Source organism: Methanosphaerula subterraneus (assembly GCF_052055875.1).
Lineage (GTDB): Archaea > Halobacteriota > Methanomicrobia > Methanomicrobiales > Methanospirillaceae > Methanosphaerula > Methanosphaerula subterraneus.
In genome coordinates this window covers 601,023-615,931 of the sequence record NZ_CP170508.1, presented here as the reverse complement: position 1 = coordinate 615,931, position 14,909 = coordinate 601,023, and the positions used below count along the sequence as shown (strand labels likewise).

Annotated in this window: 11 protein-coding genes; 4 read left to right on the top strand and 7 right to left on the bottom strand. The window is 58.1% G+C overall.

Features of this window, described 5'->3' with window-relative positions; all coding sequences use genetic code 11:
* The first annotated feature begins 144 nt into the window (after window positions 1-144).
* Both ACFKSJ_RS02765 and ACFKSJ_RS02760 read left to right on the top strand, forming a co-directional pair.
* Window positions 145-1,812: a glycosyl hydrolase family 28-related protein gene (locus ACFKSJ_RS02765; protein WP_440950747.1), complete on the top strand. Its 1,668-nt coding sequence runs from the start codon at window positions 145-147 to the stop codon at window positions 1,810-1,812.
* Between the two features lie 494 nt (window positions 1,813-2,306).
* Entirely contained in the window at window positions 2,307-3,275 is a 969-nt protein-coding gene (locus ACFKSJ_RS02760; protein WP_440950746.1) for an SRPBCC domain-containing protein, read from the top strand.
* A 99-nt stretch (window positions 3,276-3,374) separates the two neighbouring features.
* Here ACFKSJ_RS02760 and ACFKSJ_RS02755 read toward each other — a convergent pair whose 3' ends face one another.
* The 5 genes from ACFKSJ_RS02755 to ACFKSJ_RS02735 all read right to left on the bottom strand — a co-directional run bounded on the left by ACFKSJ_RS02755 (window position 3,375) and on the right by ACFKSJ_RS02735 (window position 9,443).
* Window positions 3,375-3,629: a hypothetical protein gene (locus ACFKSJ_RS02755; RefSeq protein WP_440950745.1), complete on the bottom strand. Its 255-nt coding sequence runs from the start codon at window positions 3,627-3,629 to the stop codon at window positions 3,375-3,377.
* A 274-nt stretch (window positions 3,630-3,903) separates the two neighbouring features.
* Window positions 3,904-4,056, bottom strand: coding sequence for a hypothetical protein (locus ACFKSJ_RS02750; protein WP_440950744.1), 153 nt, complete (start codon window positions 4,054-4,056; stop codon window positions 3,904-3,906).
* An 11-nt stretch (window positions 4,057-4,067) separates the two neighbouring features.
* On the bottom strand, window positions 4,068-5,993 hold the full coding sequence (locus tag ACFKSJ_RS02745; protein ID WP_440950743.1) for a PKD domain-containing protein: 1,926 nt from the start codon (window positions 5,991-5,993) through the stop codon (window positions 4,068-4,070).
* Between the two features lie 378 nt (window positions 5,994-6,371).
* Complete coding sequence (locus tag ACFKSJ_RS02740) at window positions 6,372-6,890, bottom strand: VOC family protein (protein WP_440950742.1); 519 nt, start codon at window positions 6,888-6,890, stop codon at window positions 6,372-6,374.
* Between the two features lie 57 nt (window positions 6,891-6,947).
* Window positions 6,948-9,443 carry a cation-translocating P-type ATPase gene (locus ACFKSJ_RS02735; RefSeq protein WP_440950741.1) on the bottom strand — a complete coding sequence of 832 codons (2,496 nt, stop codon included), beginning with the start codon at window positions 9,441-9,443 and terminating at the stop codon, window positions 6,948-6,950.
* Window positions 9,444-9,627: 184 nt separating this feature from the next.
* Between ACFKSJ_RS02735 and ACFKSJ_RS02730 the strand changes: the two genes are divergently transcribed.
* Together ACFKSJ_RS02730 and ACFKSJ_RS02725 are read left to right on the top strand one after the other, a co-directional pair.
* The gene (locus tag ACFKSJ_RS02730; RefSeq protein WP_440950740.1) at window positions 9,628-10,278 is read left to right on the top strand and encodes a hypothetical protein; all 651 of its coding nucleotides are present in this window, start codon (window positions 9,628-9,630) and stop codon (window positions 10,276-10,278) included.
* A 185-nt stretch (window positions 10,279-10,463) separates the two neighbouring features.
* On the top strand, window positions 10,464-11,129 hold the full coding sequence (locus ACFKSJ_RS02725) for a hypothetical protein (protein WP_440950739.1): 666 nt from the start codon (window positions 10,464-10,466) through the stop codon (window positions 11,127-11,129).
* A 65-nt stretch (window positions 11,130-11,194) separates the two neighbouring features.
* Here ACFKSJ_RS02725 and ACFKSJ_RS02720 read toward each other — a convergent pair whose 3' ends face one another.
* Together ACFKSJ_RS02720 and ACFKSJ_RS02715 are read right to left on the bottom strand one after the other, a co-directional pair.
* Window positions 11,195-12,052 carry a UbiA family prenyltransferase gene (locus tag ACFKSJ_RS02720; protein ID WP_440950738.1) on the bottom strand — a complete coding sequence of 286 codons (858 nt, stop codon included), beginning with the start codon at window positions 12,050-12,052 and terminating at the stop codon, window positions 11,195-11,197.
* A gap of 112 nt (window positions 12,053-12,164) precedes the next feature.
* The gene (locus ACFKSJ_RS02715) at window positions 12,165-14,900 is read right to left on the bottom strand and encodes a carbohydrate-binding protein (RefSeq protein ID WP_440950737.1); all 2,736 of its coding nucleotides are present in this window, start codon (window positions 14,898-14,900) and stop codon (window positions 12,165-12,167) included.
* Window positions 14,901-14,909: the final 9 nt, after the last annotated feature.

The window sequence follows — 14,909 nt, the reverse complement described above, 5'->3', positions numbered from 1 at the left end:
AATCTAAGAACAAAATCCTGTTTGTCGGTTTTTTTGTCGGATTCAATTATAGTTAAATTTAAATATAGTTCATGTCGACTCTCATAGGTAACCGCATTGCAGATCTGCAACGCGTTATAAAGTAATTCCTGGAGCATATCGAATATGAAAAAGCATCTCATATTAATCACCCTGATTGCCGCAGTCCTGCTGATGGGATTGGTCGGAGCAGTCAGTGCTGCAAGAACGCCCGTTGCCCAGTTCACGGCCAGTCCCACCTCTGGGGAAGCTCCCCTGACGGTCTATTTCACCGATCAGTCAACGGGAAGCCCGACCTCATATGCCTGGGAGTTCGGCGACGGAACCACATCGAACGCCAAAAATCCAACACACAAATACAAGACCACCGGCACCTACACCGTCACTGAGACCGTCAATAATCACGCCGGCTCGAACACCATCGTAAGGACCGGATATATCACGGTCGGTAAACCAGTAGCAACCCCAAAGCCAACCACCGTTTCTTCACCAATCCCAACCACGCTGTCGACCCCGATCCCACCAATCGCGGCCACGCCCATTCCAACCACCACCGTGTCGACGACCGGACCGGTAACCAGTGCTGTTGATGCAGCAGCGTATGCGAGTACCGCATACACCCAGGGGAATGCACGCCTGGCACAGATGTTGACGGCCTATCGCGGCTGGTCGGTTCCTTCCCGACCTGACCTGGTCTCGATTGCCACGAACGCCCGGTCATCAGGGCTGAAGGGCGATGGCGTCACCGACGATACGGCTGCCCTCCAGTCGCTCCTCACCGGACTCCCATCCGGTTCGACGATCTACTTCCCTCCCGGCCAGTACCGGATCGATGGTCCGATCGGTATCAACAAACCGGTAACCCTGTTCGGGGAGGCGGGGACCGTCTTCAACTGTCAGAGAGCGACAGATGACGTCTTCACCCTGAATGCAGGCGGGTCGTCCACTTCGAAGATGAGTGGCGTCACCATCACCGGGCTGGTCATTGAAGGCCCCGGCATTGAAACCGATCCAACGATGATCAACGCGTATTATCTCCAGAACTTCCACGTCTCGAATGTAAAGTTCCATAATATCGGGTATGCAGCCATCCGCCTGAACACATGTTCGGCGGTCACCGTCGAAAAGTCGGTCTTTGACAATGTATTCCAGTCTGGACTGGGATATGGGGTCTGCATCACGGACCGCAGCGATCAGATCAACATCCATGACAACTTCTTTGTCACCAAAGGACGGCATGGTGTTGCAACCGGAACATCCAATCCGAACCTGCCTGCATCCAGTTATATTCAGAGCGTCACCGTCGAGAACAATTACTTTGAGTACACGACAGAACAGGCGGTCGACGCCCATATTCAGACCGCAGGACCCTATATCGTCAGGGGAAATGTGATGAACAACTGTGCCAGGGGAGTGGAAATCAGAGCCGGTACCTCAGAGATTACCAACAATGTCATGATCAACTGCAAAGGAGGAGTCGTCCTGACCAACGAGATGGTGAGCGCGACCAATCTGGGCACAAAAGTTGACAAGATCGTGAACAATATCATGATCAATATCCTCTACGAGGGCATAGATGTGGATCGGACCAATCTCCTGATCCAGGGTAATTATGTGAAGGGCACCGGGAGCGGGACGGCGATATACCTCGAACCCTTTGTCCCCAGCACCAGTAATATTATCGGAAACGTAGTGGATAGCTACACGCGGGGGTTCACGGCAAGCACGCCGAGTTCAACCAACGTGCTGGCGAATAATTTCATCAAGAGTGGCGGAAGTTATCAAAGCTTCTAATTTTTTTTTAAGGTCTCTGGAATTATTATACGATTGTGCCGCATCTGAGACCGCGGAGACCTGTTTCTCCGGCGAGAACTATGCCGGCACTCCGCTTCTGTTCGTGCCACGGTTGTGACCGGAAGATTGCGAACCCCCCCGAGATCGATGTACGTGTCTGCACGAATTATGTAGATGTCGAGATCACTCCCCCTGACGCAACGGGGACGGTGTCGGGTTCGATCCTTCCCTGATATCCTTCAATGCCTCTTTTCTTTTTCCGCACCTGGTTTCTTCCGACTATCGGGGGTTTCAGAGTGCACCGACATTCAGGACGATCTTTCGTCTCGTTGTCGGCAAGGGGGTGAGGGAAAGGTTTATGAAAACGGGAATCGGTAGGGAGGTCTTATCGGGAGGTTCCGCCGGCTCTCACCCGGGCCGCGAGAGGATAGCGAGGCCGGCAGTTCCATGAACGGGCTTCTGATGGCAGAACGAACCCGAAAGGATCGAGAACCATGGACCAATCGTCGAATGTTGATAAGAGTGCGATACACATAATCCGCGTCTTCGATGCACCGCGTGACCTCGTATGGAAAGCATGGACAGAGCCGGCGCTGGTCATGCGCTGGTGGGGGCCGGCAGGGTATACCTCCCCGTTCTGTGCAATCGATCTCCGCGTGGGCGGAAAATACCTCTATGCCATGCGATCCCCCGAAGGCCAGGACTTCTGGAGTACCGGTGTCTTCCACGAGATCGTTCCCATGGAGCGGATCATCACCACGGACAGCTTCTCTGATGAGCAGGGGAATATCGTCCCTGCGTCGTATTACGGGATGAGTGGAGACTGGGTGCCAGAGGCGCCGGTGACGATCACCTTCGAAGGGGAGAATGGCCGGACCAGGCTTACCCTGCGCTATGAAGGTATCCCGCCGGGTCAGATGAGCGATCAGGCGACGGCCGGCTGGAACGAGTCCCTCGACAAGCTCGCCGGGGTGCTGGAAGAAGAGAAGCTCAGCCGGGCAAAGACCACGCTGGTTGCCGAGCCGGGAAGACAGGAGGCTTCCATGATACGCATCTTCGACGCACCGCCCGAGCGGGTGTTCAGGGCGTACACGGATCCCGAGCTCATACCCCGGTGGTGGGCGCCCAGACGGTTTACGATCTCTGTGGAGACCATGGAGGTGAAACCGGGCGGTATCTGGCGCATCCTCAACCGCGACGTCGACGGCGCCGAGTTCGCATTCCATGGCGTGTACCACGAGGTCTCTCCTGCCCGGATCGTCAGCACCTTTGAGTTCGAAGGCATGCCGGGGCATGTGCTGCTCGAGATTGCATCCCTGGAGGATGTCGGAGGCAGGACGAGACTGACCGTGAAATCTGTCTTCGAATCGGTTGAAGACCGTGACGGGATGCTCAAATCGGGGATGGAGGACGGGGGGCTTGAGACCATGGACCGTCTCGCCGAGCTTGTGGAGAATGGTTAAAACCGGGCCGTCCTCATTTTTTTGAACGGCCGGTGACGGTTCGAACGACGAAGCGGCCATGCCCGTCCTGATGCCGGCGGTCCACAGTTTTTGTGTGTTCTAATGTTCCTGCATCATCAGCCATATCGCGACGAGCATCGTTACGTTTGCGATGAGGAAGAGGAACCCGTCGACCTGGGCGGTAAACGGGAGGATACCCATACGCGAGAGGTCGAAGAAGACGTACAGGGCAAACGTGGCGGCAATCGCCCAGGAAGAACGTTTCTGTTTTTTTACTGCGATGAAGACTGCTCCGGCCACGATGATGACTTCGAGAAGGACAGAGAGTAACTGAAGGGGATCAACACCGGTCATAATCCAGAACTATCTGCCCGCCGGTATAAATGGTTATGGCAGTTCCCGGGCATGTCCGGATTCCCACCATTGCTTTCAGCACAGTCCTTTATTCCTTCTCCGACCGGGGTCGCCGGCAGGGGACGTGACCCGGCGATCGCATCGTTCTGTCGACAGGCACGAGTGTGATATGCAGATCGGGTCCGTTTTTCCGGTGAAGATGCCCGGGGGTCAGCCTCCATTCCATCACCGTTAGATCATATTGGCACAATTATGTTCCATGTGGAACGGTTTTTTATCCAATGAGATTGTCGCACTCCTGCTGAAGGCCGACCTTCGCCTCGCCGGATGATCGGTTCTCCGTGACGTTTGGACAGAGTCCGCGCTCGAGTGGGGACGGGTCTCGGGTGGCCAGGGCCGGGACCGGCCCGAGATTTTCCTGTATCAAAAAGAGGGGAGTTATTGCACGGTGAGAGGGGCGTTGACCACCGGCAGTTGAACTGTGATCTTCTGCTTCGCGGTATGACTTCCGGCGCTGTTTGTGACCTTCAGGGAGACCCAATACCTGCCGGGCTGTGTAAAGACATGGATCGGGTTCCTCTCGGATGAACTGGTCCCATCGTCGAAGGTCCATTCCCACGAGGTGGGACTCTTGGTCGATTGATCAGTGAACTGGAGTGCGAGCGGTGCCGGCCCCTTGGTCGCATTGACGTCGAATTTCGCGCTCGGCTTCACGTGAGCCGGCACTGTGACCGTGATCATATTGGTCTTCTCGATGCTGTTGGTACCGTCGGTATTGGTCACTGTGAGGTCGACCGTATAGGTGCCTGGCACAGTGTAGGTGTGAACCGGGTTCTGTTCTGTCGAGATGGTACTGTCGCCGAAGGTCCAGAGCCATGACGTCGGTATGTTTGTCGACGTATCGGTGAATTTGACAGCCAGAGGAGCCTCACCTGCTGTGACGTTCGCTGTGAAGTCCGCTACAGGAGGCGTCAATGGGCTGACCGTGATCAGGTCGGTCTTCGTGACACTGTCGGTGCCATCGGGATTCATCACGCTCAGGGTAACGGTGAACGTCCCGGCGGCCGCATAGGTATGGACCGGGTTTTGTTCAGTCGACGTGGAACTGTCGCCGAAGGTCCAGGCCCACGACGTCGGGGTGTTTGTCGAGGTATCCGTGAAGCCCACTGCCAGCGGGACTTTCCCCGTAGTCGCATTGACCGTGAAGTCCGCAACAGGAGGCGTCAATGGACTGACCGTGATCAGGTCGGTCTTCGTGACGCTGTTCGTGCCGTCGACATTCGTCACATTCAGGGTAACCGTGAATGTCCCGGGAGCCGTATAGGTATGGACCGGGTTATGTTCGGACGAGTTCGTCCCGTCACCGAAGGTCCAGTTCCATGAGGTCGGAGACCCTGTCGACGTGTCGGTGAAGGCGACCGACAGCGGGGCCTTTCCTGATGTGACATTTACCGTGAAGTCAGCAACTGGCAACACGGCCTGCCTGAACTTCTGGATCCGGCTGTTACCCGTGTCCGCCACGTAGACGATACCCGCCGAATCCACCACAGCATTCCGCGGGCCGCTGAGGAACCCGTCCGCTGTGTTACTGGTGGCGCCACCAAACTTCGTGATGAAGGCGCCGTCCGACGTGAACTTCTGAACTCGCATACCCTTTAAGACGCCACCCACATAGGTGCCACTCTGTTCCACCACAAAAACATTGTCTGCGTCGTCCACCGTGATACCCCACGGGGTCATGAACTGGCCGTCACCGAGGCCGGAACTGCCCCACTTCGTGAGGAAGGTGCCGTCCGACGTGAACTTCTGGACGCGGCTGTTTCCTTTGTCAGTCACGTAGACGTTGCCAGCGCTGTCGAACGCAATGTCCTGCGGTTGACTGAACTGCCCGTTCCCGGTGCCCGCAGTTCCCCATTTCATGAGGAACGTGCCGGTCGACGAGAACTTCTGGATCCGATTGTTATTCTGATCTGCCACGTAGACATTTCCGGCACTATCCACCGCGAGGCCACCCATAGGGGTGCTGGTCGCGAACTGTCCATCGCCCGTCCCAATACCGCCCCACTGGGTGATATATCCGCCGGACGATGTGAACTTCTGGACCCGGTGGTTCCAGTAATCGGTGACGTAGACATTCCCTGCACTGTCCACCGCGACGCCCCATGGCTGCTTGAACTGATTGTCCCCGGTACCGAAGGATCCCCAGCTCGTGAGAAGGGCACCGGTCGACGAAAACTTCTTGATCATGTTGTTTTGCATATCGGCGACGTAGACGTTCCCTGCGCTGTCGAGTGCTACATCGGAGGGTATGCCCGATACACTCCACTTTGCAGTGTAGACATACGTCTCTGCAGCGGTTGCCACATAGACCCCACTGCAGAAAAGTAGGAGTGCCAAAATTATAGATAATTTCTTCATATAACCAAACCTCTTGTGGTCCTTTAGGTGCTGGTTATACCTTATATGGTTTTCTGAGGATGGAGACGGGAAGTGCCCGGTCTGCGATGATCCCCGACCCGACAAATGTGACGAATGCCGCCACCATGAGACTGGCATCATCAGCCTCCTCGGCGCATTCGCTGGACCGCATGCACTCTGGTTCGTCCTTACTCCAGCTATCGTCGTCGCTGTCTCTACAGGTGTGTATTCTAATATCGCACACCAGAATAAAGGAAAAGGTCCGGAAACGCCGGCCTTCTCATTCGTATCGGCCCCCATGGGCGCCGTGATGCCTGACGAACATTACGATGCAGCATTGTACGCGTGCTTCAATAGTTCTATGTCGATCTTCTCCATCTGAAGCATCGCCATCATAACGCTCTGTGATTTTACCGGGTCGGGATCATTCAACATCTCGAGCATCACGGTGGGAACGACCTGCCAGGATACACCATATTTATCCTGAAGCCAGCCACATTTTCCCTTCTCCCCGCCCTCCGACAGTTTCTCCCAGAACTCGTCCACTTCCTCCTGCGTCTCACAGTTCACGACAAATGAAACGGCCGGCGAGAACGTGTAGAGCGGGCCGCCGTTCAGTGCGGCAAATTCCTGCCCATCGAGCATGAACCCCACGGTCATGACCGTTCCTTTCGCTCCCGGCCCTGCTTCCCCGTAGCGAGTGATACCAAGAATCTTTGAGTTTTTAAAGATTGAAACGTAAAAGTTTGCCGCTTCTTCGGCTCTGTCATCGAACCACAAAAATGGAGTAATTTTTTGCATATCGTCTTCTCCTCCCTTTTTTTCCCCTATCAGACGTTTCATGATATTTATTCCTTGTGGATTCTCGCCTCATCCCCCCATCTCATTCTCCCCAGGGAATCAGTTGGTGAAACGGTAGTAAAAGTCCTTCACCAGTTCAGCGCACACGAAGAACGCTCCGACCAGGCCAAAGATAATGCCAAGGTTCACGGTCGTGGGGGGGATTAAGTGGAACGCAGTCTGCCCGAAGGAGGTGTACGGCAGGACAATGGCCACTGCGCCGGCACACCCTGTCAATGCCAGGACAATCCACGACGGGCGGCTTGCCCTGTAGAAGGGCAGTTTCGTCCTGATCGAGAAGAGAAACGCGAGCTCGGTCAGGACACTGCCCATGAACCAGTTGGTTTGCAGTATGCCGGCTCCCTGCTTCACAAAGACTGCGAAGAACATGAAGTCAAAGACGGTGCTCACCACGCCGAGAAGGGTGGCAATGAGGACGATCTCCCTGACCTCGTACTTTTTTGGCCTTGTCAATTCCGCAGCGTCGACATTGTCGGTTGCAATCGAGATCATAGGGAAATCAGAGAGCAGGTTCAGCAGCAGGATCTGGATCGGCAGCATCGGCAGAAAACTGATGAACAGCGATGATATGGCAATGGCATAGAAATTCCCGAAATTGGAGGCGAGGGTCGCCTTCAGGTACTTAACGCTGTTGGCAAAGACCGCTCTCCCGCCCCGGATCCCCTCGATGATCACCTCAAGGTTCTTCTGCAGCAGAATAATGTCGGCGGCTTCACGGGCTATGTCGGCAGCGCTGTCGACTGCCAGGGACACGCCGGCAAGTTTGAGCGCAGGAGCATCGTTGATTCCCTCACCCAGGAACCCGACGGTGAAGGAACTCTGGAGGATGCGTATGATCTCGTATTTCTGCTCGGGAGTGGCACGTGCGATGACCGCATGCTCCAGAAGCGCCTGCCCGCGCTTATCCGGTGGCATCGCCATCAACGCGGAGCCATTGAGCACGCGGGTCGGATCCTCCAGCAGCCCTACCTGTACGCCCACCGCCCCGGCAACCTCAGCACTGTCCCCGGTGATGATCTTGATCGACACGCCCAGTTCTTTTGCCTTCTCCACTGCACGGTACGCAGACGGTTTGATAGGATCGGTGAACGCGAGAGCACCGAGATACTCGAGGTCCCGGGCATCCTCCTGCGAGATGCTCACCGTTTCGGGTGGCAGGACCCTCTTTGCTATGGCGATGGTACGCTCTCCTGCCCGCCCTTTACTGGAAAGCCAGTCGACAAGGGTTCGCCGATCCGGTTCTGCACGGAACTGGGAAAGGCGGATGATCTCTTCAGGAGCGCCGCGAACGATCATCATTGTCTGTGCATGGTCACGGATCAGCACCGCGTTCCAGCGGCGCTGCGGATCAAACGGTATCCCGGCAAGACGTTCTGCCGGGGAGGTTTCTGACGGGGGTCGCTCTTTTCCGGCCTCGATAATTGCGATATCAAACGGCTCGGTCTTCTCCTCGGCATCCGCCACCGTGAGCGAGGCATAATACAGCAGGTCCGGATGCGCCCCCGGTGACGTCTCTGTGATGTGCAGGGTGTTCTCCGTGAGAGTTCCGGTCTTGTCAGTACAGAGTATATCGATACTTCCGATGTCCTCAATCGCCGTAAGTCGTTTGACGATGACTCCCTGCTTTGCAAGTTCGAGTGCGCCCCTGGAGAGCGACACCGTGGTCACAACCGGGAGCGCCTCAGGAACGACGCTCACCACGAGTGCGATCGAAAAGACCACGAGCTCGATGAGATCGATGCTCCCGCCCTTGATCAACAGGTTTGCCACGAAGATGAAGACGAGGGTGACGAGGATCATCCGCAGGATGAACTGGCTGAACCTCTCGATACCTCTGGAGAATTCGCTCTCCTTGGTCGTCTCCACGGTCAGTCGTGCAATCGTCCCCATCGCGGTATGCGCACCGGTCTCCAGTACCAGTGCTATCGCGTCACCCCCAACAACGGACGTGCCGCTGAAGGAGAGATTGTGACTCTCGTAGACGTTTTCCGGTTCTGTTGTGAGGGTATCGGGATGCTTGGGGACCGGGACAGATTCACCGGTCAGCGTCGTCTCATTGACAACGAGGTTGTGCATGCTGAGGATCCTGACATCGGCCGGCACTGCATCTCCTGTCCCGAGTCTGATGATATCGCCCGGCACAAGGTTTCGGGAGTCGATCGTATGCCACTGCGAGTCCCGTTTCACACTGGCCCGTGGGGTGATGTACTGCTGGAGTGCGCGAAGGGCCTGCTCGGATCGATATTCCTGGTAGAACCCGAGCACGGCGTTGATGATCACAAAACCGAGGATGATGCCGGCGTCGAGATTCTCACCAATGGCAAAGACAATGGCTGCGGCAATCAGGAGCAGGTAGATGAACGCCGACTTGAACTGACGGAGCGCGATCTCCCACCATGGGACCTGGTTGGCGGTGATCGCATTGTATCCCGCCGTCGCGATCCGCTCCTCTGCCTGGCGTGACGAGAGTCCTTCCAGCGAGGTATCGAAATGCTTCAGAACCTCCTCTTCAGAGAGTGTGGCGTCGTGATACATCCTTCAGTTCATCCTATCAGGATGCTCCACTATCGAACTCAATCTCTATAAAAAATTATTCGTTCACCTGTCTCCCCTGCATGGGCAGTGGATCCTTCTCCACCCATGATTCTCCGCCAGGTCGTACAGGCGAGGACTGCACAATTCGAATTCTATTTATGCTTCTCTCGCGCATTTCCCTTCCATGCAGATCGAACGGATCGCTTTCACCGACGTCGACGAAGTCTCTCTCTTCTGGTACGAACCGACCGATGTCTCCCCCGCCACCCATGTCTTCGGCCGGTGGGAGGACGGGGCGGCCTGCGGACCGTGCGCAGGGATCTCCCTGATCTACCTGAACAACTCGGTCGACGACTTTTCGACGGTCCTCTCCTCCCTCAGTCATGGTGCGAACGACCTCCCGGAGGGAGCGATCGAGGAGGTGTACGCCGATCGGCACGTCGATGCGTTCATGAACGGGCTTCGGAACCTTGCGGAACGCAACGGCGGATCGCTGGCCGGGGTGCCGGGCGGCGAGGTCAAGGCGCTGCTCGCGGAGCTGAGCACGCATGTCTTCCTGGCGACCCCCGGGATGGAGATCACCGGCGCCAGCCTCGAGGGGCACGGCACCATGGCCGACTACCTGGCCGACGACGAGAACCAGAAGCTGATGCTGGCCATGCTCGGGCGGTACTGCGATGAGCCCGACTGGCAGAACACCCCCGGACCGGAGCCGGATGTGGTCAGGTCCCGGCTCGAGGGGAAGACGGCGCTGGTGGTTCCCGGAGACGAGGACCTGGTGGCCCTCGCGATCAACCTCTACAACAACGGTGCGTACGAAGAAGTCTCGGTCTAGGACCGGGAGATGAGGGCCGATCCCTCTTTTTTGACCGGCGGGGTGAGTGTTGACACCATCCCTGGAGATGAATGCATTTCTGAGGAATATCGATTATGTATGAGGGATACCGCCGGATAGTGAGCGCGAACAAATCCTGGCATCATTCGAATTCTATTTAACCTCCCCTCACGTACGTCCCACCCATGCAGATCGAACGTATCCCCTTCTCGGACGACGACGAGGTCACCCTCTTCTGGTACCAACCCGCCGATGTCTTCCCCACCACCCATCTCTTCGGCCGGTGGGAAGGCGGGGCGGATGGTGGTCCGTGTGCAGGGATATCGCTGCTCTACCTGAACAACACGGTCGACGACTTCGCGACGGTCCTCTCGTCACTGCGGTACGGTGCGAACGATCTCCCGGATGGTGAGGACGAGGTTCTGTATGCCGACCGGCACGTCGACGCGTTCAAGGACGGGCTTGGGAAGATCCAGACACGGAACGGTGGAAGAATGCTGAGAGGGGCGTCGGGCGACGAGGTCCGGGCGCTGCTCGGGGAGTTGAACGAGCATCTCTTCCTGGCGACTCCCGGGATGGAGATCACCGGCGCCGGCCTCGAGGGGCACGGCACCATGGCCGACTACCTGGCCGACGATGAGAACCAGAGACTGATGCTGGCCATCCTCTGGCTCTATGTCGAGGACCCGGAGTGGCAGGAGATTCCCGGGCCATCGCCGGCCGTGGTCAGGATCCGGATCCTGGGGAAGACGGCGCTGGAGCTTCCTGGGGACGAGGACCTGGTGGCCCTCGCGATCAACCTCTACAACCGGGGTGCGTACGAGGAGTGCCCGGCGGAGGACGGGGAGTAAGGGCGCTCTTCTGCGGCGATCGATACCGGTGACGGGCGATCTCCCGGTCTATGAACCTGCCCGAATTATCGAATCCTGGTGATGACAGATACGACGACGAACAATCCCCTGGCGAGGTACAGCCGGCGGACCTGTTCCCGCCCCTCGTCGACGGTCCGGGCTCGCGCCAGCCTCCACCAGCAGGAGATCGTCCAGAGGTCCATGACCGCACCGAGGAACAGGTAGTCGTACCCGAGCCAGCCCAGTACGAAGGGGAGCAGGGTCAGCAGACAGAACGCGGCAAACACGACCCCGGCGATCCGGATCGCAGCGGTCCTGCCCCATCGCTTCGCAAGACTCTTCGAGGACCGGAGCCGATCCCCTTCGACATCCATGGCATCCGATGCGATCTCCTCGCCGAGGTCGAAGAAGAAGGCCAGGGCCGCGAAGGTCAGGAGGAGCCCGTTGATGGTGCCGGCCGTGATCCCCCCGAGCAGCACGGTCATCGCAACGCAGACGGCCACGACCAGGTTGCCGGCAAATCCGGAATTCTTCAGTTTTATATTGTAGAGCAGCGCGATCCCCCAGAGGACTGCCACCAGCGCCAGCACCAGCGGTCCGAGGAGGGCCGCGGTCATCAGCCCGGCCGCGGTGAAGAGGAAGAAGAGGGCCCACAGCTCGGGGACAGCGATGCGGCCCGATGGGAGGGGTCGTGCAGGCAGATTGATCCTGTCGACATCACGATCAAAATAATCGTTGGAGATATTCGCAGAACCGGAGATGAAGAAGATCGTCAGGAATCCAAACAGCACCTGGTTCAGCGGGGGCACTCCTCCGAGAGCGAGAATCCCGCCGGCAACAAAAAAGATCCCGGCACCCAGGGCGAGATCCATCCTGATGAGATCGGCGGATGCACGAATTTTCGTACCGATGCTCAACCTCATGCTCCAGCATTGATGGTACTCCTATTTGGACTGGTACCATTCCGGCACCAGTGTGTGCTGTCCAGGGTGATGGAGGGGTCCATACGCTGAAAATGAGGAGTGGGCCTCTGGTTCATGTCGACCCGTCCGGCATCGGCGTTGTCGGGGTGGGCGGGACGAACGGCGTCAGCTCGACCCAGTCGAGGTTCTGGCCGTCGCCCTGGAAGGTCAGGGTCAGGGTGTGAGTGCCGGCCGGGAGCATGACCAGGGTAGAGGTCGTCCTGAAGGCCTCGAAGGACCCGGTGTTCCAGACAGAGAGGCCCACCTTCTTAACCCCGTCGACCGAGATCGCCACCATTCGCCCGTCGTTCGGGCTCGCGACGCTCGCCGCCAGGTTGTAGGTCCCGGCCCGGGTGACACTCACGGTGTAGGTGAGCCACTCGCCGTCCCGGATCCAGCCGACGTCCGTGACGCCGTTCGCGGTCTCGATGTCGACGTCGTCCTGCCGGTATGCCCCGCCTTCGTTGCCGGGCGTGGTGTCATGGTAGGCGACACCCTCGCCGCCCAGGTCGTAGTCCTCGGCCTGCAGGATGCCGGGGATGTACGGGGAACCGATCACGATCGATGGCGTGACTGGCGGCACCGCCGGCGCGTATACCTGGACCTTCTTCACCGAAGAGCCGGCGGCATTGGTCGCAGTCAGCGTGATCGTGTAGATTCCGGACTGCCAGTAGGTGTACCTGAACCCGGTCAGGTCGGTGATGGTGCCGTCGCCCAGGTCGTACCGCACCGAGGTGGCGTTCACCGAGGTATCGGTGATCTGGATCTCCCGCCCCCCGACGAGGGTGACCGTGCAGTTCGCCACCGGTGTGGCGGCCGGCGCACCGGTGATGGTGATCGTCTGCGACTTCTTTCCGTTATCCCCTCCCCAGATCTGTAACCACCCCAGACCGATCTGATCCTGATATCCAATAGACTCGAAGTAGTGGGATATTCCCTCCAGGGACAGGCTCGCCGTGTACACCCCCGGCTGGAGATAGGTGTGGGTGGGGTGCTGTTCCTCAGATGTCGCTCCGTCTCCAAAGGTCCAGTGCCATTTTGATATATATTGTTCGTCCAGCGACGTATCGGTGAAGTGCACGGTCTGGGGTGCGGTCCCGTTCACCGTATCCTGGGTGAAGTTCGCGACCGCCCATCCATCTGCATAGGTCCCGACCTTCCTGTTCCAGAAGATGACAATCTTATCGAGACTCATGCTGTCTCCATTGAACCTGAGCCTGATGATATGCTGGGGAGCCTCAGAGATAATAAAGTCGGTAAAGACGGTTTCGAAGTCTGACAGGCTCCCCGTGTCGGGTACGCCGACCGTCTCCACAACGGTTCCGTCCACCTCGACCAGGATGGCCCCTCCCTCCTTCGTGCTGGCGACATGGAAGTCGACGATGAGATTCAACGGGGTGGTCCCGGTATTGTCGATCGTGTAGGCGAGCCATTCCCCGGGCTCGATGAGACTGACGGCGTATCCTCCGTCGGAGGTGTTCACGATGTCGACATCGTCGGTGCGGTAGGCTCCCCCTTCATTGCCGGGGGTGGTGTCATGGTAGGCGACTCCTTCGCCGCCGTGCTCGTAGTCCTCGGCCTCGACGATGGTTGAGGGTGTGTACGGGGTGACATCCGGGGTTACCGGGACACTCCTGACGGTCACGTTCACCTGTCTGGTGGCGGTCTCTCCGGTGGCACCGGTCGCCGTCTGGGTGATCGTGTAGGTGCCGGCCACACTGTAATAGTAGATGAGGTGTGGCCCGTTCGCCGGGATGTTCCTGCTGGCGACACCGTCGCCAAGGTCGTACCTGACCGTCGTTGCATTCCCTGACTTATCGATGATCCAGACCATGGTGCTGCCAGGGGTGGTCCCCACCTCGAAATCCGCCGTCAGAAGACCGGGGGTGACGGTGATCGTCCTGCTGACAGTGCTGGTCCGTGAGCCGTTTCTAACCGCCAGACTCATCGTGTACGAGCCGGGAGCACGATACTGGTGAATGATCTTCCGGTTCGATGCGGTGGTACCGTCACCACAGTTCCAGATCCAGGAAACCGGGTACCCGGTCGACCCATCGGTGCCGATCACCGGCTGCCCGGCCGGGACCGTTTCCGTGTTCACGGTGAAGGCAGCCTGAAGGGGCTGCACTGCGTCGTTTCCGAACGTTATCGAGTCGAGGTTCATCCGTGAGGCGCCGAAGGCCACCGTCACAATATTCTTGCCTTCCCTGAGGTACAGGGTGCCTGCAGAGGTGAAGGTGTCATAGGTGTCGAACGAGCCGGTGGATGAGACGCTGACGGTGATCGGAGGGTTGTTGTTATCAAAATGCCGCGATGAGACGGTCACGGTCTTTGCGGCTGCGTCCGGGTTGGAGGCCCGGAGTGCGATGGTGTAGTCGCCGTATGCTGCCGCTTCGACGGTGTAGGTGAGGTACTCGCCGGCCTGGATCCAGCCGATATCGTAGCCGCTGGCGCCGGTTTCGATGTCAACATCGTCCTGGCGGTACGCGCCGCCCTGGTTGCCGGGGGTTGTGTCGTGGTAGGCGGAGCCTTCGAAACCATAGTCATAGTCCTCTGCCTGGACGGTGCCGGGGACACTGTGCGTCCCATTGTATGGGAAATAGGGTTCCCTGGTTACGGCCGGGGTGGTCGTGGCGACGGTGTCCGCACTGTCGACCGCGACATCTCCGGCGCCGGAGAACCGCCCGTCTCCACCGACCATGTCCGCCGGTGTGGAGTTGTTCATATACCCCTCTTCAGCCGAAGCGACCTGGACGCTGCCAGCGAGGAGCAGGCCACAGACTAGATACCAGAAGATCGAAGTTTTCATTCAGAACCA